The sequence below is a fragment of the Paenibacillus artemisiicola genome (assembly GCF_017652985.1).
Classification (GTDB): domain Bacteria; phylum Bacillota; class Bacilli; order Paenibacillales; family Paenibacillaceae; genus Paenibacillus_Z; species Paenibacillus_Z artemisiicola.
The window spans coordinates 1-19,876 of record NZ_JAGGDJ010000009.1 but is presented as its reverse complement, the minus strand read 5'-3'; the positions used below and the strand labels follow the sequence as shown (position 1 = coordinate 19,876).

Annotated in this window: 18 protein-coding genes; 14 read left to right on the top strand and 4 right to left on the bottom strand. The window is 64.7% G+C overall.

From position 1 onward, the window contains the following. Window positions 1-2 precede the first annotated feature (2 nt). The 5 genes from I8J29_RS14045 to I8J29_RS14025 are packed head-to-tail and all read left to right on the top strand — an operon-like array spanning window position 3 to window position 7,513. Window positions 3-953 carry a zinc-binding dehydrogenase gene (locus I8J29_RS14045; RefSeq protein ID WP_208848206.1) on the top strand — a complete coding sequence of 317 codons (951 nt, stop codon included), beginning with the start codon at window positions 3-5 and terminating at the stop codon, window positions 951-953. A 21-nt stretch (window positions 954-974) separates the two neighbouring features. Next, window positions 975-2,054 (top strand): Gfo/Idh/MocA family oxidoreductase, encoded by a 1,080-nt coding sequence (locus I8J29_RS14040; RefSeq protein ID WP_208848205.1) that lies wholly within the window; start codon window positions 975-977, stop codon window positions 2,052-2,054. 28 nt (window positions 2,055-2,082) lie between these two features. Continuing rightward, complete coding sequence (locus I8J29_RS14035; protein ID WP_208848204.1) at window positions 2,083-4,233, top strand: alpha-amylase family glycosyl hydrolase; 2,151 nt, start codon at window positions 2,083-2,085, stop codon at window positions 4,231-4,233. Window positions 4,234-4,239: 6 nt separating this feature from the next. Further along, window positions 4,240-6,393, top strand: a complete 2,154-nt coding sequence (locus I8J29_RS14030) for a beta-galactosidase (RefSeq protein WP_208848203.1) — start codon at window positions 4,240-4,242, stop codon at window positions 6,391-6,393. 22 nt (window positions 6,394-6,415) lie between these two features. Continuing rightward, on the top strand, window positions 6,416-7,513 hold the full coding sequence (locus tag I8J29_RS14025) for a LacI family DNA-binding transcriptional regulator (protein WP_338113165.1): 1,098 nt from the start codon (window positions 6,416-6,418) through the stop codon (window positions 7,511-7,513). A 311-nt stretch (window positions 7,514-7,824) separates the two neighbouring features. Here the strand turns inward: I8J29_RS14025 and I8J29_RS14020 are convergent, their stop codons facing one another. Together I8J29_RS14020 and trpB are read right to left on the bottom strand one after the other, a co-directional pair. Beyond that, window positions 7,825-9,078 carry an MFS transporter gene (locus tag I8J29_RS14020; protein WP_208848201.1) on the bottom strand — a complete coding sequence of 418 codons (1,254 nt, stop codon included), beginning with the start codon at window positions 9,076-9,078 and terminating at the stop codon, window positions 7,825-7,827. A 259-nt stretch (window positions 9,079-9,337) separates the two neighbouring features. Beyond that, window positions 9,338-10,501, bottom strand: a complete 1,164-nt coding sequence (trpB, locus tag I8J29_RS14015; RefSeq protein ID WP_208848200.1) for a tryptophan synthase subunit beta — start codon at window positions 10,499-10,501, stop codon at window positions 9,338-9,340. Between the two features lie 156 nt (window positions 10,502-10,657). Here trpB and I8J29_RS14010 point away from each other — a divergent pair, with 156 nt between their 5' ends. The 3 genes from I8J29_RS14010 to I8J29_RS14000 all read left to right on the top strand — a co-directional run bounded on the left by I8J29_RS14010 (window position 10,658) and on the right by I8J29_RS14000 (window position 13,461). Continuing rightward, the gene (locus tag I8J29_RS14010; protein ID WP_208848199.1) at window positions 10,658-11,776 is read left to right on the top strand and encodes a Gfo/Idh/MocA family protein; all 1,119 of its coding nucleotides are present in this window, start codon (window positions 10,658-10,660) and stop codon (window positions 11,774-11,776) included. A 123-nt stretch (window positions 11,777-11,899) separates the two neighbouring features. Next, on the top strand, window positions 11,900-12,463 hold the full coding sequence (locus tag I8J29_RS14005) for an FAD-dependent oxidoreductase (RefSeq protein ID WP_090646759.1): 564 nt from the start codon (window positions 11,900-11,902) through the stop codon (window positions 12,461-12,463). A 191-nt stretch (window positions 12,464-12,654) separates the two neighbouring features. Next, entirely contained in the window at window positions 12,655-13,461 is an 807-nt protein-coding gene (locus I8J29_RS14000) for a phytanoyl-CoA dioxygenase family protein (protein WP_208848198.1), read from the top strand. A 183-nt stretch (window positions 13,462-13,644) separates the two neighbouring features. Here the strand turns inward: I8J29_RS14000 and I8J29_RS13995 are convergent, their stop codons facing one another. Then, window positions 13,645-13,893, bottom strand: a complete 249-nt coding sequence (locus tag I8J29_RS13995; RefSeq protein WP_208848197.1) for a hypothetical protein — start codon at window positions 13,891-13,893, stop codon at window positions 13,645-13,647. 231 nt (window positions 13,894-14,124) lie between these two features. Here I8J29_RS13995 and I8J29_RS13990 point away from each other — a divergent pair, with 231 nt between their 5' ends. The 3 genes from I8J29_RS13990 (at window position 14,125) to I8J29_RS13980 (ending at window position 16,344) form a co-directional block, all read left to right on the top strand. Further along, window positions 14,125-15,249, top strand: coding sequence for a helix-turn-helix domain-containing protein (locus I8J29_RS13990; protein WP_240546184.1), 1,125 nt, complete (start codon window positions 14,125-14,127; stop codon window positions 15,247-15,249). A gap of 23 nt (window positions 15,250-15,272) precedes the next feature. Continuing rightward, window positions 15,273-15,662 (top strand): VOC family protein, encoded by a 390-nt coding sequence (locus I8J29_RS13985; RefSeq protein ID WP_208848196.1) that lies wholly within the window; start codon window positions 15,273-15,275, stop codon window positions 15,660-15,662. Between the two features lie 190 nt (window positions 15,663-15,852). Continuing rightward, the gene (locus I8J29_RS13980) at window positions 15,853-16,344 is read left to right on the top strand and encodes a DinB family protein (protein ID WP_208848195.1); all 492 of its coding nucleotides are present in this window, start codon (window positions 15,853-15,855) and stop codon (window positions 16,342-16,344) included. A 118-nt stretch (window positions 16,345-16,462) separates the two neighbouring features. Here the strand turns inward: I8J29_RS13980 and I8J29_RS13975 are convergent, their stop codons facing one another. Continuing rightward, window positions 16,463-16,639 carry a hypothetical protein gene (locus I8J29_RS13975; protein WP_177222377.1) on the bottom strand — a complete coding sequence of 59 codons (177 nt, stop codon included), beginning with the start codon at window positions 16,637-16,639 and terminating at the stop codon, window positions 16,463-16,465. 155 nt (window positions 16,640-16,794) lie between these two features. Here I8J29_RS13975 and I8J29_RS13970 point away from each other — a divergent pair, with 155 nt between their 5' ends. The 3 genes from I8J29_RS13970 to I8J29_RS13960 form a co-directional block, all read left to right on the top strand. Continuing rightward, window positions 16,795-17,334, top strand: a complete 540-nt coding sequence (locus tag I8J29_RS13970) for a GNAT family N-acetyltransferase (protein WP_208848194.1) — start codon at window positions 16,795-16,797, stop codon at window positions 17,332-17,334. 228 nt (window positions 17,335-17,562) lie between these two features. After that, window positions 17,563-19,326, top strand: coding sequence for a sensor histidine kinase (locus I8J29_RS13965; RefSeq protein ID WP_208848193.1), 1,764 nt, complete (start codon window positions 17,563-17,565; stop codon window positions 19,324-19,326). Further along, on the top strand, window positions 19,301-19,876 hold a 576-nt coding region (locus tag I8J29_RS13960; protein ID WP_208848192.1), incomplete at its 3' end, for a response regulator. The genes I8J29_RS13965 and I8J29_RS13960, both read left to right, overlap by 26 nt.

Sequence of the window (19,876 nt, the reverse complement as noted above, 5' to 3'; positions counted from 1 at the left end):
CCATGAAAGCTGCCGCCATATACGGGCCCGGAGACGTGCGGGTCCTGGACATCGACCGGCCGGCGCCGGAGCCCGGCGAAGTGCTGGTCGAAGTGAAAGCATGCGGATTGTGCTCGTCGGAGCTCGGCATGTGGGCCGACCCGGCGTTCAAGACGGAGGAGCCGATCTTCTTCGGCCATGAGGTCAGCGGCGTCGTCGCCGAGCTCGGAGAAGGAGCCAGCCGGTTCGCGGTCGGCGACCGGGTGACGATCTTTACCGACCGGGGCGGCTACGCCGAATACGTGGCCGTGCCGGAGGCGTGGGCGGTCAGGCTGGACGCGGGCACGCCCTTCGACTGGGCGCTCGGCGAGCCGATCGGCTGCGCGATGAACGGCGCGGCGCGCTCCGGCATCGAGGTCGGCGACACGGTCGCGCTGATCGGCGTCGGCTTCATGGGCGGCCTGATTCTGCAGGGCGCCCGTCTGAAGGGCGCGTCCCGCATCATCGCCGTCGACGCCCGGCCGGAATCGCTGGCGCTGGCCCGCGCGCTCGGCGCGGACGTCGTCGTCGACGCGTCGAAGGAAGACGCCGCGCGCCGCATCCTGGAGCTGACGGGAGGCGAAGGGGCGGACGTCGTCATCGAAGCGACCGGCAAGCAGGGGGCGCTCGACGCGGCGACCGACGCGGCGCGCATCCGCGGCCGCCTCATTATTTTCGGCTACCATCAGGGCGGCAAGCGCACGATCGACGTGCAGGCTTGGAATTGGAAGGGACTCGACGTCGTGAACGCGCACGAGCGGGACCCGCAGGCGTATTTGAAGGGCATCCGGACCGGCATCAAGCTGCTGGAAGCCAGCCAGCTGACCGTGGCGCCGCTGCTCAGCCATTATTTCGAACTGAAGGACATCAACGCCGCGTTCCGGACGGCCGCAAGCAAACCGGACGGCTTCCTGAAGGCCGTCGTCACATTCTAACCGCCAAAGGAGAACTCGACCATGAGAAGATTGAAAGTCGGCTTGATCGGACTCGGAGAAGTCGCCCAAATCACGCATTTGCCTATTTTGGAACAATTGGCGGACCGGTACGAGATCGCGGCGCTGTGCGATATTTCCCCGTCGCTGCTGGCGGCGCTCGGCGAGAAGCACCGCGTGGCGAACCTGTATACGGATTATGCGGCGCTCGCGGCGCAAGCCGATCTCGACGCCGTGTTCGTGCTGAACAGCGACGAATACCATGCCGACTCCGCCATCCAGGCCCTGAAGAACGGCAAGCACGTCCTGATCGAGAAACCGATGACCTTGAACGCGGCCGACGCCGACGCGATGATCCGGGCGCGCGACGAGGCGGGCGTGCAGGTGATGGTCGGCTACATGCGCCGCTACGCGCCGGCGTTTACGGAAGCGTTGGAGGAAATCAAGACGCTCGGCCCGATTCAATACGCCAAAATCCGCGACATCATCGGCCCGAACCGGAAGATCATCGACCAATCGAGCCGCGTGTACCGCTTCTCCGATATTCCGCAGGACAAGATGGAAGAACGTTGGACGCGCCGCGCCGCGATGATCCGGGACGCGATCGGGGACGTGCCGCAGGACGTCTATAACGCGTACGGACTGCTCGCGGGGCTGAACAGCCACGATCTGTCGGCGATGCGCGAGCTGCTCGGCATGCCGAAGCGCGTCGTGTCGGCGACGCAGTGGAACGGCGGCGGCTATATCGCGGCCACGCTCGAATTCGACGGGTACTACGCGACCTTCGAGACGGGCGTCGACGAGCAATGCCGGTTCGACGCGTCGATCGAGGTGTTCGGCAAATGCAAGCAGCTGACCGTGAAGTACGACACGCCGTACATCCGCCACCTGCCGACGACGCTGGAAGTGAAGGAAACGATCGGCGAGGCGTACCATGAGTACGTCAAGCGTCCGACGCTGAAGGATCCGTACACGGTCGAGCTCGAGACGTTCTACGACGTCGTCGCGAACGGAGCGGCTCCGAAGACGACGCCGGAGGATTACAAGCAGGACCTCGAGCTGTTCAAGATGATCGCGCAAGCGCTGATCGCCTGCGGGCGCTAACGGCCGCGCGGGAAAAGGAGGAATCGGCATGCTGGATACAGACGCGCTGCCCCTCCGGGAGCGGACGCTCGGGGAGGTCGCGTTCGCGTTCGGCGCGCGCGACGGTTGGCTGCGCGCCGTGCGCGCGGCCGGCGGCGAATGGCGGGGCTGCTTGTCGCTCGACATCGGCCGCGACGGCCGGTACGCGGCGGGACGGCTCGCCTGGCGCAGCTTCGAGGACGCGAGCACGTGGGAGCTGCCGCGCATCGTGCCGGGCGGCGGCTTGGAAGCGGATTGGTCGTTCGAGGGTTGGGAAGAGACGGCGGATGCCGTCGTCGCCCGCTACCGCCACGGCACGCTGGCGCTGGCGGTCCGCTATCGCGCGGTCGGGAGGAACGCAGCCGTCGACGCGGCATTCGAGAACCTCGGGCCGGCGGCGGTCTACGTGAACGGCGTCGCCTTCATAACCAGCCAGCCGATCGGAGCGGCCGGCGTCTCGTTCGATTTTCCGGGCAACGTGCCTTACCGGGTCTTCGACGCCGCGGCGTTGGCCGACCGGGAGCCGGTCGAAACCGGGCTCGTCAATCCCGTCATCCGGCTGAACGACGGCGGCGCGAGGACGAATCTGATCTTCATGGACGAAGAGGAGAAGTGGGGGACCGGCGCATACCGGGACGGCGCCGCGCTGCGGCTGGTCAACCTCGCGGCCGTGGAGGCGGAGCTGGCGCCCGGCGCAACGCTGGCCTGCGGCACGCTGTACGTGCAGACGGTCGGCGCCGGCGATCCGTTCGCGCCGATCCGCGAGCTCTACGCCGCGCGAGGCTGGACGCCGCCGGCGGACGGGCACCGCGACGGGGTGCTCTATGCCTGCCATCCGCACGGCACGATGGACGCGGACTTCCCGCTTCGCCGCGGCATGGCGGCGTTCGCGGAGGAGCTGCCGGCGCTTCGCGACATGGGCGTCGACCATGTCTGGGTGCTGCCGATCTTCGAGCATCTGGACCGCGGCGTCTATCATCCGACCGACCAGCGGATCATCGATCCCCGGTACGGGACCGACGACGACGTCGCGCGCTTCGGCCGGAAGCTGCACGAGCTCGGCATGACGCTGCTGTTCGACTACGTGCCGCACGGCCCCGAGCCGGACGATCCGCTCGGGAAGGCCCGCCGCGAATGGGCGTCCGTCCGCCGGAACGGCGAGCTCCAGATCGAATGGAATTGCCTGAGCTTCGACATGGCGAATCCCGATTATCTGGCGTATACGAAGGCGCTCGTCCGGGAGCATGCCGAGCGCTTCGGCGTCGACGGCGCGCGCATCGACTGCGCGATGGGCGGCCTGACGAACTGGCGGCCATACGGCGCGAACCGGCCGAGCAATTCCAACCTGAAGGGCGGCATCGCGATCAGCCGCGCGATCCGGGAGGGCTTCATCGCGTCCGGACGGAAGCCGCTCTCGATGCCGGAGAACTTCAATCCCGTCCCGGCCTATGCGCCGGTGACCGACGTCTTCTACGACATGGCGCTCTTCCGGGCGCTCTACGAGATGGAGGAAGCGCGCCTCGCGCCCGCGGACTTCGCGCGCGAGCTGACCCGCTGGCTGGAAGCGGAGCATCTGAGCTCCGTGCCGGGCCAGGTCAAGCTCCGCTTTCTCGGGAACCACGACACCGTGACGTGGGTATGGAACAAGGCGCGCGCGACCGCCTGGTACGGCGAAGAACGGGCAAAGGCGCTCTGGGTGCTGCTCGGCTGCATCGACGGCATGCCGATGCTCTATCAGGGAGACGAGGATGCCGGGATCTGCCGCAAGGAGGGACCGGAGCTGCGCGGCTTCTTCCAGGAACTGTTCGGGATGCGGCGGCGATATTTCGACAATGCGATGGAGACGGACTACGTCTATACCGGTACGCCCGTCGCGGCGTTCTGGCGGGGCGAGGGCGCGCGGCGGCGGTTCGTCGCCGTCAATCTGTCGGATGGACCGGCCGCGTTCGCGCTGCCGGAAGCAATGGCCGATGGCGCGCTCGTCTATGGAGCGGCTGAGCTGCACGGCAAACAGGCGTCGCTCGGCGCGTACGGCAGCGCCGTCTGGGCGTTTGGCGAGGCGGCGAGCGAGGGGACGGCGGCCGCGGCCGAGGAGCCGGACTTCGACCCGTCGCCGTCCGCGCTGACGCGCTTCAATCAGCCTATCAAGCGGGAAGGATGAGTGGCCATGGAACGCGGCATTTATTTCGACGCATGGTACCGGGACGAACATTGCTTCCACCCGAGCCTGCCGATGCGCAGGACGCAGATGGTGGAGGATCTGGCCGATTACGAGGCGACGCTGCTCGTCTGGTCCGCGCTCGGCGGCGGCAGCCTGTCGCTCCCGTATTTGGAGGAGGAGGCGTTCGGCGACGTGCCGCAGCGCCTGCGCGTCTACGGCTACATGAACGACGCGGAGTTCATCCGCGAATGCGGCAAGCGCGGCATCAAGGTGTTCGGCGTCGTCTTCGAGGTGCAGGGCTGGGAATTCCCGGCCGAGCTCAGCGCGGACGAGACGCGGCTGCTCGGCCTGAACGCGCTGCGCGGCGAAGGCAAGCGTACGTGGTACGGCCTGCGCGAGTTCAGCCAGGACAAGTACCCGAAGCTGTTCAAGAAGACGTTCCGCGATTATTTTCCGGACGGCCTGCATAACAGTGACGGCGAGCCGGTCGACGACCTGTGGGAGGAATGCGCCGCGCGCAAATGGGACGGCACCCCGGTCCACGCCGCGTGGGTCGAGGTCGTCGGCCATGAGCAGATCTGCTATCAAATGTGCCGGAACAATCCGGTCTGGCGGGCGTACCTGAAGAAAATCATCGAGATCCAGATCGACGCCGGCGTGCACGGGGTTCATCTCGACGAGTGCGAGCTGCCGATCACCGCGATCAACTATGGCGGCTGCTTCTGCAAGGACTGCATGAAGCCGTTCAACGCGTACTTGAAGGAGCGCCAGCGGCTCGGCCTGCTGCCGGAGGCGTTCGCGTCGACCGACTTCGACGCGTTCCGTTACGCGGAGTACCTGAAGGCGAACGGCATTGATTTTCCCGGCGCCAACCGGGGGGCGGTCCCGCTGTTCCACGAGTACTTCCGCTTCCAAATGAAAATCATGACCGGCCATTTCAAGGAGCTGACCGATCACGTTCGCGCCTACGGCCGGTCCAAGGGCCGGGAGGTGCTCGTCTCGGGCAACTTCTTCCACGTCATGCACCAATACATGCCGCTCCAGCCGGAGGTCGACGTCATCGCGACGGAAATGCGCAATACGCTGTACCGCCAAGCCTACTGGTACCGGTACGCGAACGGCTTCGCCGCGGGCAAGCCGATGACCGTCGTGGAGAATCCGTACGGCGGCATCGTGCCCGAGCTGCTCGAGCAGCTGAAGGCCGGCCGCATGGCGGAGCAATTCCAGCTGCTGCTGCTCGAGGCGACGACGTTCGGCTGCAACCTGTCGATTCCGTACGGCGGCTGGATGGGCAATACGATCCGCGACGCGTTCTACGCGCCGAAGGAACCGACGATGGCGGTGCAGCGGTTTTTGAAGGCGCACGATCATCTGATCTCGGCCGAATCCGGCGCCGAGATCGCCGTCAACTACAGCTATCCGAGCTACTGGCACCGCGAGAACGACGCCGTCGGCGACGACGGCGGCCAGGCGACGATGCTGTCCTCCGCGGTCAACAAGGACGTCGTCATGCCGTTCTGGGACATTATCCGGCAGCTGAGCAGGCAGCACGCGCCCTTCGACGTCGTCGTCTCGGACGACGGCGAGCTGTTCCGGGACGACTTCGCGCCCGAGCGGCTGGCTAAGTATAAATGCCTCGTGCTCCCGGACAACGAGATCATGACCGCGAAGCAGCTGGTCGCCGTGCTGACGTATCTGGCCGGCGGCGGCCGGGTCGTCGTCTACGGTCGCCTGGCGGATGCCGCGGACGCGGACGCGCGCGAGCTGGCCGCGCGGGTGCTGGCGCATCCGGGCACCGCGCGCAGCGAGGAAGCGGATAAGCTGTACGGGTTCGTGTCCGCCGTTCGCGGCGCGCTGCCGGACGCCCGCTTCCAGATCGAGGTCGAGGGCATGCCGGATATCGGCCTGCATCCCCATGCGCTCCCGGATGGCGGCGTTGCCGTCCATCTCGTGAACTACCGTTTCGACCGGGAGCTGGATCGCGTCGTGCCGGAGCCGGCGGCGTTCCGCTTGCGGATGCCTCAAGGCGCGGATGCGCTGGCCGTGCATACGGTGAGCGGCGAGACCGTGCAGGCGGAGTGGAGCTGGGAGGACGGGTACTTGTCCGTCCGGCTGCCGGCGCTGCCGTTGTACGCGCTCGTCGAATGCCGGCCGAAGTAAGGCGGGTGCGCGTTTCCCGCGAATCAAGTCCCGGAAAGCGCTCCTTCGGGAAGCCGCCCGGATACCGAACGAAGGCGGGATGACGATGAAAATGACCATCAAGGAAGTGGCCAAGGAAGCGGGCGTGTCGATCTCCACCGTGTCGCGGGTGCTGAACGGACGGGACCGGGTCAGCCGCCATACGATCAACCGCGTCCGGGCGGTCATCGAGAAGCTGCAGTTCCAGCCGGATTTCGTCGCGCGCACGATGATCATGAAGAAGACGAGCACGATCGGGCTCATCGTCCCCCAGCTGTCCAACGAATATTGGGCGCTGATGTCGGAGGTGATCCAGGACGCGCTGTGGATGCGCGGCTATACGACGCTGATCTGCTCGACGGACAACGAGCCGGATAAAGACGAGGCGTACTTGAAAATGTGCCTCGAGCGCCGGATGGACGGCGTCATCTATTGCTCGTCCCCGTACTGCGGCCCGGAAGCGCGGGACGGGCTCGACGCGATCAAGGAAGCCGGGGTGCCGCTTGTCTCGCTCGACCCGAACATCGCGGGCGTGAGCTGCGTCGTGGGGGACCATCTGCAGGGCACGCTGACCGCGGTCGAGCATCTGATTCGCGCCGGGTACGCCCGGATCGCCTATATCGGCGGGCCGGCCGTCTCGATCGAGCGCGAGTTCGGCTACCGGAAGGCGCTCATGATGCACGGCTATCGGGTAGACGAGGGCTTGATCCGTCTCGTGAAAGGCCAATCGTTCGCGGACGGGCACGAAGGGCTGCGCGCTTTGCGCTCGAGCGGCCTCGCGTTCGACGCGCTCTTCTGCGGCAACGATCTGCTCGCCTTCGGCGCGATCAAGGCGATGGAGGAGGCGGGCATCCGCGTGCCGGAGGACGTCGCGGTCGTCGGCTACGACGATATCTTCTCCGCGCGGCTGTTCAAGCCGGCGCTCACGACCGTCCGGCAGCCGATCCCGGATATCGGCGAAGAGCTGGTTCAACTGCTGCTCGCCTCGCTGGAGACGGAGCCGGAGCGGCGGACCGTGCGGAAGATCGTCCTTCCGACGGAGCTGATCGTCCGCGAGAGCTCGGGCGCCGCCTTGCGGCAGGGCGCCGAGGCGCGGCGATGAGGCGGGTCTGCGCGGGCGCGGACGACGGCGTCAATGGCACGGACGGCCTGCGCGCGCTGGAGGTCGCGCCCGCCGCCTACGGGTCGGCGACGCTCAAGCGCCCGGTTCGGCTCACGCGATGACTCGCGCGGGGACACGGACAATAGAGAACGGCCGATCGATACGATCGGCCGTTCGTTTCTTTGCGACCTTACAGCCGCTGCGGTAATTGCCAGCAATTGCGGACCATTTCGGAGATGCGTCCGGGATCCGCAATCGGTAATCGCGTTCGACCGCGGGGATAGCCAACCAACCCCCGCCGCCCGTACGGCTCATCCGCCCAAAGCATTTTCCAGCTCCGGCTTCGCGGCGGCCGTCTTCAGCTTGATCAACGGCAGGAGCACGACCGCCCCCGCGAGAATGAAAAGTCCCGCCAGCACGTACACGGACACGAGCGACAGCGCGGTCATGACCACGCTCGACAGCATCATCGTCACGACCATCGAGCCGGTGAAGAGCGGGCTCAGGAAGCCGTTCACCCGTCCGAGGAACGCATCCTCCGTATGCTGCAGCATGAGCGTGTTGATGCCGGCGTTGACGCTCGGGATAACGAGCCCGCTGGCGAATTGGAACGCGAGCGCCGCCGTATAGTTCGTGGTCAGCCCCATGCCCATGATCGTCAGGCCGACGATCGCCATGCTGCTCGTCATCAGCTTCGCCGGGGCGAGCTTGCTCGCGAACGCCATCGCCAGCACGCCGCCGACGATCATCGCCGCGCCGTTGACCAGCGAGAACCACTGCAGCGCTTCTTCCGGCTGCCCCAGCCGCTCCGTAATGAGGAAGATGCCCATCGGCTGTATCAGGCCGAGGCCGAACCCGACGGCGAAGAAGCCGCCGCCGAGCTTGCGAAGCACCCGGCTGGACCGAATATAGGCGAAGCCCGCCCGAATGTCCTCCCGCACGCTGCGCCGTTCCTGCGTTTCGGCTTCCCGGCTTTCCCGAGGCAGAAGCGACAGCGTGGCGGCCGACAGCAGGAACGCGACGCCCATGATGCCGATGGACGTCTCGATGCCGAAGCGCTGGTACACGAACATGCCGATGACCGGCCCGAAAATCATGAAGACGGCGAACATCGTTTGATGGAGCGACATCCCTTTCTGCAGCAGCCGTTCCGGGACGTACTGCTTGAACAGCTTCATGCTCGCGGGCTGCGAGAACTGCGACAGGATCGACGAGACCAGCGTCGCGAAGAAGACGGCCCGCCAGGAACCGAGCGCCATGGCCGCCAAGATCGCGAGAATGGAGGCGGCGCTCAGCAGGTCGCTGCCCACCATCGTCCGCTTCGGCCGCCAACGGTCCGCGAACGCGCCGCCGACGAACGAGAACGCGAAGATCGGCGCGAACTCCGCGACCGAGATGAGGGACACCGCGAAGGCGTCGTCGTTCGTCATGTGCTTGACGTACAGCAAAATCGCGATATTGCGCACCCAGATCCCGATTTCCAAAAACAACGTCGAGATTACAATCGTCTGCACGAACCGGTTGCGAAGCAGCGAAGAGGCCGGAGCCGGCCGATCGTCCGTCATCCTTTTCATCCTTCCGTCTATCGTAATAGGCGCTATCGTTTGGTGTCCTCTTCCACTTTACAAAACCGGCCGGATGCCCGAAAGGTGCGCCGGGATGAAAGCGTCCTCCATCGGGAGACCGACGGAAGGCGGGGCCGGCGGAGGATGCGACCGGGGATGCGCCGGCGGCGCGGAGCGGCCTCGCCGGCGAAAAAGCCCAAGCCGGGGCGCGCTCGCCTTGGCTTGGGCTTCGTTCACGGCCGGCAAGGGGGCCGCTCGCTTACTTATTCAGCATGCGGAACACTTGCTCGACGTCCTTGTCGCCGCGGCCGGACAGGTTGACGATCAGAATCCGGTCCTTGTCCATCGTCGGGGCGAGCTTCTTGGCATGGGCGATCGCGTGCGCGCTTTCGAGCGCCGGGATGATCCCCTCGACGCGGCTCAGCTCCTGGAACGCCGCCAGCACTTCCTCGTTGGAGACGGTGACGTACTCGGCGCGGCCCGTCACCTTCAGGTGGCTGTGCTCCGGCCCGATGCCCGGGTAGTCGAGACCGGCCGCGATGGAATACGTCGGCTTCGGATTGCCTTCCTCGTCGAGCAGCACCAGGCATTTGAAGCCGTGGATCAGGCTCGGCACGCCTTCGGTCAGCGTCGCCGCCTGGTCCGGCTCCACGCCGATCAGCCGCACGGACGGCTCGTCCAAGTAATGCGCGAACGCGCCGATCGCGTTGCTGCCGCCGCCGACGCAGGCGAGCACGGCATCCGGGAGACGGCCTTCCTTCTCGAGAATTTGCCGCTTCGACTCCTCGCTGATGACGGATTGGAAGTGCTTGACCATCGTCGGGAACGGATGCGGGCCGACGGCGGAGCCGAGCAGGTAGAACGTGTTCTGGTAATTGGCGACGAGGTCGTTCAGCGCTTCGTCGACGGCGTCCTTCAGGCGGCCTTGGCCTTTGGCGACCGGCACGACGGTCGCGCCGAGCAGCTCCATGCGGAAGACGTTGAGCGCCTGGCGGCGCGTATCCTCGGCGCCCATGTAGATGACGCAGTCCATGCCGAACATGGCGCAGGCCGTGGCGGTGGCGACGCCGTGCTGTCCGGCGCCCGTCTCCGCGATGACACGCTTCGCGCCCATCCGTTTGGCGAGCAGGATTTGGCCGATAACGTTGTTGATCTTATGCGCGCCGGTGTGATTGAGGTCTTCGCGCTTCAGGTAAATTTTGGCGCCGCCCCAAGCCTCCGTCAGCTGCTTGGCGAACGTCAGCGGATTTTCGCGGCCAACGTACTCGCGCAGGTAGTAGCGGAATTCTTCGTTGAACGCCGGGTCGTCCTTGTATGTATGGAATTGATCGCTTAAGTAATCCAGCACTTCCTGCAGCTCGGGCGGGACGAAGCTGCCGCCGAACTCGCCGAAGTAGCCGTCGGTCTTTACGTTTTCCGTCATTTTGCAAGCGCCTCCAATTTAGTATGGTCATCTCTTTCAGTTCTATGGTAGCATAATTCATAGCAACGGTCTTGGTAAAAACTCGGAACGCGGGCGAAATCTTGGAAACGCGATCATCGTCCGAAATCGGGATAAAACGAAGGAGGCATACTCGCAATGAGCGAAGTCGTAAAGCTCGGATTGATCGGGCTCGGCGAGGCGGCGCAGGTCATTCACCTGCCCGTGCTGCAAGCGATGGGGGACAAGTTCGAAATCACGGCGGTTTGCGACGTCTCGCCGGGACTCGCGCACGCGGTCGGGGAACAGTATCGCGTCGCGCGGCGGTACACGTCGGCGGAGGAGCTGCTGGACGACGAGGAAGTGGAAGCGGTGCTCGTGCTGAACAGCGACGAATACCATGCGGACTGCGTCGTCGGCGCGCTGCACCGGAACAAGCATGTTTTCGTGGAGAAGCCGATGTGCCTGAACGAGGCCGACGCGCGGCGGATCATCGCCGCGAAGAACGCGTCCGCCGGCAAGGCGATGGTCGGCTACATGCGCCGGTACGCGCCGGCGTTCGTGCAGGGCGTGGCGGAAGCGAAGAAGCTGGGCCGGATCAATTACGCGCGCGTGCGCGACATCATCGGGCCGAACAGCTATTTCATCCGCCAGACCGCGAACGTCGTTCGCTTCGACGACATTCCGGCCGAGCAGGCGGAGGATCGGCTCGTCCGCGGCGCCGCGCAGGTGAAGGAGGCGCTGGGCGAACGGGCGGAACGGTTTTACGGCACGTACCGTCTCATGGCGGGATTGAGCAGCCACGACTTGTCCGCGATGCGCGAGATGCTCGGCATGCCGTCGCGGGTGCTGGCGGCGTCCCGCTGGAACGACGGCCAGTTCATGAGCGCGATGTTTCAGTACGACGCGGGCTTCAACGCGCTGTTCGAGACCGGCATCGACCATCAGGGGCGGTTCGACGCCACGATCGAGGTCATGGGCGAGACGGGCACGGTCAAGGTCGACTACGACACGGCCTACATCCGCCATCTGCCGACGACGCTGACGGTGACGGAATCGGACGGCGAGACGTACAAGGAGCAGGTGATCCGCCCGACGTTTACGGACTCGTATACGATCGAGCTGCGGCAGTTCCACGACGCCATCGCGCACGGCGCGCCGATCAAGACGACGCCCGAGGACGCGGCGGAGGATCTGACGCTGTTCCGGATGCTGGTCGAAGCGATGGACGAGGCGGAGCAGCGGGCGGCCCGCGCGCAGGCGAGCCCGGTTTCGTAACGAATCGGGCGTGCCGGCGACGTTCGCGACATACCGACGGGAGAAGTTGAACAACCCGGCTTCAAAGCGTAATATAGGGTATGAAAGCGCTTGTATCTTACATTCCATTCGGGAGGCGAGAACATGACGGAAATCGCAATCATCGGAGCAGGACCGGCGGGCGGAAGCGCCGCGTTGTTCGCGGCCAAGGCCGGCAAGAAGACGCTGCTGATCGACAGCGATCAGAGCATCACGAAGAAAGCCTGGGTCGAGAACCACTACGGCGTGCCGGAGATCACGGGCCCGAACCTGGTCGAGACCGGCATTAACCAAGCGAAAAAATTCGGCGCCGAGTACGTGCAGGGCAAAGTGACCGAGATCGCCAAGACGGACGACGGCTTCCGGATCGCGACGGAATCCGGCCAATCGTACGACGCCAAAGTCGTCATCGTCGCGTCCGGCCTCTTCCTGGACTTCGCGGAGAAGTCCGGCCTGAGCACGAAACCGGGCACGGAGCCGCGGATCAAGACGATTCTCGACGCGGACGCCGAAGGCCGCACGAACGTGGCGGGCATCTGGGCGGCCGGCACATGCGCGGGCGTCAGCGTGCATACGATCGTGACCGCGGGCGACGGCGCGAAGGTCGCCATCAACGTCATCAGCGAGCTGAACGGCGCGCGGTACGTCGACCATGACTTGTTGAAATAATCGGCCTTATCCGAACGACGTGACCTCCCCGTCCTCCGGAGCGCCGGCAGCCGCCGCCGCCCCAGAGGACGGGGAGTTTTTATTTGCCCGCCGGCAGGAAACGCCGGGCGGATCGGGGAATGTGTTAGTTGCAAACGCTTTAACGAGAGGCGCGCCGTCCCGCGCGCAAACCAGTATCGGAGGGGTTCGGCATGCGGCTGACGCAAGCGCAAATCGATTATTTCGAGACGTTCGGCTTACTGAAGTTTCCGCAACTGATGGTTGACCGGCTGGATTGGATCGTCGGCGAATTCGCGAAGACGTTTCCCGGGACGAACAAGCACGACGGCACGAAGCGCACCTGCGTCGTTCCGTTCATCGACCAGCGCATGTCCGTGCTGCTCGACGATCCGCGCATTCTCGCGATCGGCCGGTCGCTGCTCGGCGACGATTTCAACTACATGGGGAGCGACGGCAACTACTATACCGGCGATACCGGCTGGCACCGCGACGGCTACCACGAGAAGTACCGGCATCTGAAAATCGCCTTCTACCTCGACCGGCTGGACGGCGGAAGCGGCGCCCTGCGCGTCATTCCGGGCAGCCACCGGCTGCGGGACAACTACGCCGGGGACCTGACGGCGCGCATGCGGAATCCGCGCGCGTCCTGGGAGATCGAAGGCGCCGACGTGCCCGCGGTCGTGCTCGACGTCGTGCCCGGCGATCTGCTCGTGTTCGACCATAATACGTTCCACTCGTCGTGGAACGGCAGCGCGAACCGCCGCATGTTCACGATCAACCTATGCCAGCGGTACGCCGAGGAGGATCTGCAGGAGCTGCGGGATTATATCGGGACGGCGGCGAGATTTTGGATCGATCGCGCCTATTCCGAGACGATGATGCGCACGGCGACGCCGGAGCGGCTCGTTCATCTGGAGCAGGTGATGGCGAACGACGGCCATCTGGCCGCGCTGAGCGCCAAGGCGCGCCTCGAGATGGCGGAGCCGGCGCGGGGCTGAGGCGGCCGGCCGTCGAGGGAGCGGATGCGGGGCACGGCCGTGACCGCGCGGCGCCGGCACTGCACGCCGAAGCTCCGCTTGGCTGCGGCGGCGGGGGCCATGTCCTTGCGGCGCTAACGCCGCTTGGCGTACCGCTGCATGGCCAGGCGCCGCTGAGCGCATAGCGCCGCATGGCGGCAGGCACTAACGCCGCTTCGAATACCGCCGCCGCTTCCGCCGCGACCCGCGCCGGTACGACGCGGTATCCGCGACGCCCTCGGCCGCTTCCCCGCCGGCGGGGCTGTTCGTTTCTTCGTTGTTTTCGACGACGTCCTTCGTTTGGTCGCGTCCGACGATCGGGAGAATGTCGGCGTTGCCGAACAGGATCGTCCCGTTGTTGGTTACGATAATCGCGGTTTGAATCCAGCAGGCCATTCGCATCAGCGTCCTCATAGCTAGTCGTTGCTCCAGCTTATGTCCGGCGATGGATGCCCGAATTGGCGCATGTCCCCCATCCGGCATAATGGCCGTACGTCCGGGAAAGGAATTCCATCGCCGCTTTCGATTCTACCGCCGGTTGAATCGGCCGCTTCAACCGACGTTTGATAGAGCGGAAGCGGACGGCATGCTATGCTGAACCCAGACAGTGCGCACTGTAAATTTCGTTATCGGAGGCGGTTCGGAATGGAAATGCGGAAGATCGGCGCTTATATCTCCAGATTAAGAAAAGAAAAAGGCATGACGCAGGCGGAATTCGCCGAACGGTTAAACTTGAGCCATCAGGCGGTATCGAAATGGGAGCGCGGCGAGTCGCTTCCGGATATCGGCACGCTGCCGGCCATTGCCCGGCTGCTCGGCACGTCCATCGACGAGCTGCTCGAAGGCGAGCGACGGGCGCCAGCCGCGCCGGCAGAGGCGGTTGCCGCGGAAGCCGCCGTCGCCGCGGCTGAGGAGGCCGCAGCGGATGAGGCGGAGGCTGAGGCGGCGGAAGCAGAAGCGGCGGAATCGCCGGCCGTGGAGGCAGCGGCCGAGCGCGAGGCGGCGGAACCGGAGGCCGTGCCGGCAGCGGAGGCGGAAGAAGAGGCTGCAGCGGCGCCGGCCGCGGAAGCAGCGGCTGAAGAAATCGCGGCGCCGCCAGCGGAGGCGGAAGCCGCAGCGGTCGCGGAAGCGGTCGCAGAAGACGAAGACGCGATCGGCGAAGCGGACGAACGCGCGGAAGCCGAGCGGGAGCAAGAGGCCGCCCGCGACAAGCGCCGCGAAGGACTTCCGACTTTGGATTCGATTTTGCAGCTCGCGCCGTTTCTCGGCAGCGACACGATCGACGCGATGCTCGGCTATGTCGAGGACGGTCTGCTGGATGCGGACGTCCTGCACGCGCTCGCTCCGTTCATCGGCAAAGCTTCGCTCTCCCGCATGGTGGACCGCGCGGCCGCAGGCAAGCTCGAGATGAGCCATCTCGTCGGCCTGGCGCCGTTCCTGGACGGCGATCAGCTCGAGCGGCTCGTGCTGAAGAGCGACGCGAGCACGCTCGATTGGGAATCCATTCACGCGCTGGCGCCGTTCATCGGCCGCGGCACGCTGGACCGTCTCGCCGACCGGGTCATCGACGGCACCATCGACGTCGAGCATATCGTCGGCCTAGCGCCGTTCCTGTCCCGGGAAAGCATCGGGAAGCTGCTGGAGCATGCGGAGTCCGGCGCGCTCGGCGCCGACGTCCTCTCGAGCCTGGCGCCGTTCATGGACAAGGCGTCGCTGGAACGGCTCGTCCGGCGCATGCTGGAGCGGACGCTGTCGCGCGCCGCGGAGTGAGCCGAGGAGGAGGAGCCCGAACGATGAGCAGAACCGCTGCGATTCCGATGTTGGCGGTCGATGACGCCGGGCGCGCCATCGCCTTTTACAAGCGCGCCTTCGGCGCCGTAGAAATCAGCCGGATGACGACGGACGACGGGAAAATCGCCCATGCCGAGGTGAAGGTCGGGGAAGCCCGGATCATGGTCGCGGACGAGTTTCCCGGACATAACCAGTCGGCCGCGTCGCTCGGCGGCACGCCCGTTATCCTGTACGTATACGTCGGCGACGTCGACAAGACCGTGACGAGGGCCATCCTCGAAGGGGCGGAGGTTCTTCGTCAGGTACAAGACCAACCGCACGGCGACCGGGTCGGGAAGATCGAGGATCCCTTCGGCCATGTGTGGATGCTCGCGACTCCGATCGGGAGATGAAGCGGCGCACATAGGCAGACGCGTAGGAAGCAGCCGCGGCTGCCTCCTTCGCTTTTCTTTTGCGGTATAAGACCTGGCCGGCGCGAGCGAAACGGACCGCGTTTTACAGATATTAGCAGGGTTTGGCTTTCGGTTGTCGAAGTATGTACGGAACCGACCGGATGTACGGATTGATAAGGGAGGCGAAACGATGAAGAAACTGTTCGAATACAACTGGCAGGTGCGAAACGAGTGGTTCGACTGGTGCGAGACGGTGGACGAGCAGGAACTGTTGAAGCGGCGGACGGGCGGGCCGGGAAGCATTCTCTACACGCTGTTCCATATCGCGGAATGCGAATTCGCTTGGATCAACTCGCTGCAGGGGAACCCGGACCAAGGAGAGCCGCCGTTCGAGGACTACGCGAGCTTGCGGAAGGTAAAGGCGTTCTCGGAGCAATGCCATGCGACGGTCGCGCCGTTCGTGCAGGCGTGGAACGATGGCATGGAGCACCTGGTGTTGACCGGCGAAGGGCCGCCCGGACAGCGGGAAAGCTTCGCGTACGGGGAAGTGATGCGGCATGTCATCGCCCACGAGATTCATCACGTCGGCCAGCTGTCCGTCTGGTCCCGCGAGCTCGGCAAGCAGCCGGTGACCGCGAATTTGATTCGACGGGGCTTGTACAAGACGCAAGAGGCGAACTGATCCGCCGATCCATGGAAAGAGGCCGTCGTTAGCCGACGGCCTTTTTGTCGCGCGGTTTTCCATCTGCGGCTTATTGAAGAGAACGCACGCAATGGGCGAACGGGTCATCCCGTTTTCGTTATTTCGCGATAACCGCGAGGACTTTCCGGAGCGGAATGAATATTTTCGTCCCCAGCGGGGTTTTCAGCACCACGATGCCGTTGCGCACGATCAGGACGCGGCCGCCGATTTCGTGCCCCGACGTGGTCTTGATCACGATGAATTTGCCGCGATAGCGCTTCAGAAGACTAAGCATGGAGATCCCTCCTTTCAACAAGCCTCCGATTCTATTAATATGAGAAAGCAGGCGGATGGTTTGGGCTTGTATACGCGCCAATCAAAATAAAATAGATTCGCCGGAGAACCGGTGGCCGCGCAAAGGTTAAGCCAAGATCGAAAGGAAGGTGCAGGATGATGGAACAACCCGTCTACGTACGGTTCGCGCAGGAAGCCGACGCCGCGGAATTGGCGGCGATGCACGCGCGCAACCGCGCGTTTTTCGAAGCCTTCTCGCCCGGCAGGCCGGATGCGCATTACACGGAGGCGCACCAGCGCCAAGCCATAATCGAAACGCAGGCCGACAGGGAGGCCGATCGCCGCTATAACTTCCTCGTCTGCCTTGCGGAGGACGACCGGGTGATCGGCGACGTGCAGCTGTCCTTCGTGGCGCGGGGCGCGCTGCAGAGCTGCATGATCGGCTACAGCCTGGATCAAGCGCACAACGGCAAGGGCTACATGACGGAGGCCGTGAAGCAGGTGGTCCGCTATGCGTTCGAAACGCTGAAGTTTCACCGGATCGTCGGGGAGGCGTCGCCGCGGAATCCCGGCTCGATCCGCGTGCTCGAGCGCGCCGGCTTCCAAAAGGAAGGAATCGCGCGCAGCAACGTGAAGATTAACGGGGTGTGGGAGGATCATCAGGTGCTGGCGATCATCAATCCCGAGGACGGCTAGGCACCGCCGAAGCAGGCTTCGAAGCGGGCGGCCGTTCGGTTCGGCTGCCTCGCTTTTGAATGCCCTCGCCTTGATTGCCTTCGCTTTGATTGCCTCGCTTTGATTCCCTTGCCTCGATTGCCTCGCCCCGGCCGATCGAAAAATTAACCGGCCGTCGCCACAAACGCGGGATTTGCTGCTATAATAGCGGCAACTATGAAAGCGCTGTTCAGCGGAGGCTGCCTGCCCATGAACCTGATTCGCCGTTACGCGGTCCTGCCGTCCCTCAAAGGGAGGCTAATCGTGATCCTGCTTATCGCCGCGGTCATTCCGAGCTTGCTGACCGGGTATATTTCGTATCGCTGGATCTATGTCGTGCAGACGCAAAAAATCGAAAAGGATTGGCTGGCCAAAGTCTCGCGGGACCGGGACGAGCTCGACCGGAAGCTGGAGGAGCTCGGACGGGTGTCCCAGCTGCTGGACGTCGAAGGCGGCATCGGCCGGGAGGTCGTCCAATTCATATCGAGCCGCGATTCCTACCAGCGGTCCGTGTTGTACCGGAATATTTCCCAATCCGTGGCGAACGTCAATTTCTCCAATCCGAACGTCGGCGTCATGTTCTTCTATGCGCCGAACCTCGAAGAGCCGCTATTGTTCCCCAACACGAACGCGAAGCTGGCGTTCGATCCGAAAGCGCTGCCGGTGTTTTACACGCAGAAGCTGTTTACCTTCTTCGGCCCCCACGCTTCCCTCGACCCCGGGGAGCGCAAATTCCCGGTCTTCTCGCTGCTGCGCAAGCTGGAATACGGGCACGGCCAGTATCTGTACGCCTACGTCGAAACGAATACGACGGGACTCGAGGACATGTTCGCGCCGGGCGGCGGCCGGACCGCGGCCGACTCGGACGCCCCGGTCTATTACGTGCTCACGGATCCGGACGGCGGCATCGCCTACAGCACCCTGGGCGGCGCGGCGCCGGCAGGCAGCCGCTTCCGGGATAATGGAACCGCTTACAAATCCTTCCGGGCGGATGGGCTTCACGGCTGGACCATCTTGCAGCTGATCCCCAAAGCCTCGTATAACCGCGAACTCAACCGCTGGTTGCGGGAATTCGGCTTGTTCGCTTCGCTCTCGCTGCTGCTCGGCGTGTTCCTGGCGTGGCTGATCTGGCGCATGGTGTACCGTCCGATCCGCATCATCAACAAGGAGATTACGCGGTTCGGCTATAACCAGTCGACGACGAACGTCTCCGCCACCGGCCTGACGGAATTCAACCGGATCTTGACCAACTTCCAGCAGATGAGCCGGCGCATCGGCGAGCTGATCGCGGACGTGGAGGAGAAGGAGAAGCGCCGGGGGCAGCTCGAGGTGGAGAAGCTGCTCGTGCAGATCAACCCGCATTTTCTGCACAATACGCTGAACACGATCCAGTGGCTCGCCCGCATGCAGGGCCAGACGAATATCTCCCGGCTCGTGTCCGTATTCACCCGCGTGCTGCACTACAACCTCGGCAAGAAGAACATGCTGGTGACCGTCCGGGAGGAGGTCGAGGCGATCCGGGATTACATCGAGCTGCAAAATATCCGCTACGATCATTCCTTCAACGTGGGGGTCGACGTCGATGCCGCCCTGCTGGAGCTGCCCATCCCGCGGTTCATCCTGCAGCCGATCGTCGAGAACGCGCTCTATCACGGCTTCGACGCGGACGAAGGCGGCGAGATCGACGTCCTCATCCGCCGGGACGGAAGCAGCCTGCTGCTGCAGGTGCGCGATAACGGGCGGGGCATTCCCGAGGCGCAATTGGCGGAGCTGCTGGACCGGCGCGAGCCGGCGAACGCGTCGGGGCTCGGGATCGGCCTGCGGTACGTGAAGCAGATGCTCGCGGTGTACTACGGCGCCGCGGCCGCCTTGACGATGGAGAGCAAGCCGGGGAACGGGACGGTCATTACGATCCGGCTTCCCCTGGACACGACGGGAGGGACCGGCATTGATTCAAGCGTTGATCGTGGATGACGAGCATTTGGTGCGCAAAGGCATGCGGCTGCTGTTTCCTTGGCAGAAGTACGGGGTGGAGATCGCCGGGGAGGCGGCCAGCGGCGAGAAGGCGCTGCAGCTGCTGCGGACGCATCCCGTCCAGCTGCTCCTGACCGACATTACGATGCCCGGCATGTCGGGCCTCGAGCTAATCCGGGAGGCGCATCGGCACGATCCGGCCATTAAAGCGGTCATTCTGACATGCCATCAGGACTTCGACTACATTCAAGAGGCGCTGCGCTTGGGCGCGGTCGACTATATCGTGAAAACCCAGCTGGAAGAGATGGATCTCGACCAGGCGATGGAACGGATCGTTCGGGCCGTTCGGGCGGAATCGCCCGGACCGCGTCCGGACAACGCGGCGGACGCGCCGGCGGCGCGGCGAATCGCCGAGACGGCGGGCGGCGTGCTATGGATCATGGACGACGCCAAGTTCGACGCTCTTCTCGAGGCGATCGCGCACCGGAAGCCGGACGCCGCGCAAGGCCGGGACATCTGGCAGTTCGCGATGGACCGCTGGCGGCTGAGC

Bases quoted from the DNA above. Each gene is read 5' to 3' on its own strand.
- I8J29_RS14045 (WP_208848206.1), top strand. From the start codon at position 3: ATGAAAGCTGCCGCCATATACGGGCCCGGAGACGTGCGGGTCCTGGAC.
- I8J29_RS14040 (WP_208848205.1), top strand. From the start codon at position 975: ATGAGAAGATTGAAAGTCGGCTTGATCGGACTCGGAGAAGTCGCCCAA.
- I8J29_RS14035 (WP_208848204.1), top strand. From the start codon at position 2,083: ATGCTGGATACAGACGCGCTGCCCCTCCGGGAGCGGACGCTCGGGGAG.
- I8J29_RS14030 (WP_208848203.1), top strand. From the start codon at position 4,240: ATGGAACGCGGCATTTATTTCGACGCATGGTACCGGGACGAACATTGC.
- I8J29_RS14020 (WP_208848201.1), bottom strand. From the start codon at position 9,078: ATGACGGACGATCGGCCGGCTCCGGCCTCTTCGCTGCTTCGCAACCGG.
- trpB (WP_208848200.1), bottom strand. From the start codon at position 10,501: ATGACGGAAAACGTAAAGACCGACGGCTACTTCGGCGAGTTCGGCGGC.
- I8J29_RS14010 (WP_208848199.1), top strand. From the start codon at position 10,658: ATGAGCGAAGTCGTAAAGCTCGGATTGATCGGGCTCGGCGAGGCGGCG.
- I8J29_RS14005 (WP_090646759.1), top strand. From the start codon at position 11,900: ATGACGGAAATCGCAATCATCGGAGCAGGACCGGCGGGCGGAAGCGCC.
- I8J29_RS14000 (WP_208848198.1), top strand. From the start codon at position 12,655: ATGCGGCTGACGCAAGCGCAAATCGATTATTTCGAGACGTTCGGCTTA.
- I8J29_RS13995 (WP_208848197.1), bottom strand. From the start codon at position 13,893: ATGAGGACGCTGATGCGAATGGCCTGCTGGATTCAAACCGCGATTATC.
- I8J29_RS13990 (WP_240546184.1), top strand. From the start codon at position 14,125: ATGGAAATGCGGAAGATCGGCGCTTATATCTCCAGATTAAGAAAAGAA.
- I8J29_RS13985 (WP_208848196.1), top strand. From the start codon at position 15,273: ATGAGCAGAACCGCTGCGATTCCGATGTTGGCGGTCGATGACGCCGGG.
- I8J29_RS13980 (WP_208848195.1), top strand. From the start codon at position 15,853: ATGAAGAAACTGTTCGAATACAACTGGCAGGTGCGAAACGAGTGGTTC.
- I8J29_RS13975 (WP_177222377.1), bottom strand. From the start codon at position 16,639: ATGCTTAGTCTTCTGAAGCGCTATCGCGGCAAATTCATCGTGATCAAG.
- I8J29_RS13970 (WP_208848194.1), top strand. From the start codon at position 16,795: ATGATGGAACAACCCGTCTACGTACGGTTCGCGCAGGAAGCCGACGCC.
- I8J29_RS13965 (WP_208848193.1), top strand. From the start codon at position 17,563: ATGAACCTGATTCGCCGTTACGCGGTCCTGCCGTCCCTCAAAGGGAGG.